The organism is Oleiphilus sp. HI0043, from assembly GCF_001634935.1.
Map to the genome: position 1 here is coordinate 1 of NZ_LWEY01000373.1, position 806 is coordinate 806.

An 806-nucleotide genomic window follows, 5' to 3' on the forward strand; every position below is an offset into this window, starting at 1 on the left:
TATCGATAGACAACTTCTGCACGAAGTAACGTCACCGCAGGCTTTTGAAGGCTTACGTCTGGCTGGTCGTCCTTTATGGCGAACTGATGCTAATATCGCGACACCTGATCATAACGTCCCGACAACTGACAGAACTGGCGGAATTGAATCTATTACCGATGAAGTTTCACGTATCCAGGTACAAACCTTGGATGACAACTGCGAAGCTTTCGACGTGCTTGAATTCAAAATGTTAGACAAGCGCCAGGGCATTGTGCACGTAATAGGCCCAGAGCAGGGCGCTACCTTGCCGGGCATGACGGTTGTTTGTGGTGATTCCCATACCTCTACCCATGGCGCATTCGGTGCCTTGGCTCACGGTATTGGCACCTCTGAAGTTGAGCATGTTATGGCCTCCCAGACCCTTGTTCAGAAGAAGATGAAGAACATGCTTGTACGTGTGAACGGTTCAGTTGGCGAAGGTATCACAGGTAAAGATATCGTTTTGGCTATTATTGGCAAAATTGGTACGGCTGGCGGAACAGGTTGTGCAATCGAATTTGCAGGTAAAGCAATTGAAGAGCTATCTATGGAAGGTCGTATGACCGTTTGCAACATGGCTATTGAGGCCGGTGCACGAGTAGGTGTGATCGCAGTAGATCAAACCACCATAGAATATGTCAAAGGCCGTTCATTCGCGCCAAAAGGCGAGATGTGGGACGCCGCAGTCGAAAACTGGAAAGACTTGCACAGTGATGACGATGCTGTCTTTGATCAGGTTGTCGAGCTAGAGGGCTCTGAAATCAAACCTCAAGTTACCTGGGGAA

The 806-nt window shown here is 48.8% G+C and carries 1 protein-coding gene; it reads left to right on the top strand.

Annotation, left to right across the window (positions count from 1 at the left end):
• A partial coding sequence (locus A3729_RS05100) for an aconitase family protein (protein WP_255376378.1) occupies positions 1 to 806 on the top strand: 806 nt, incomplete at both ends.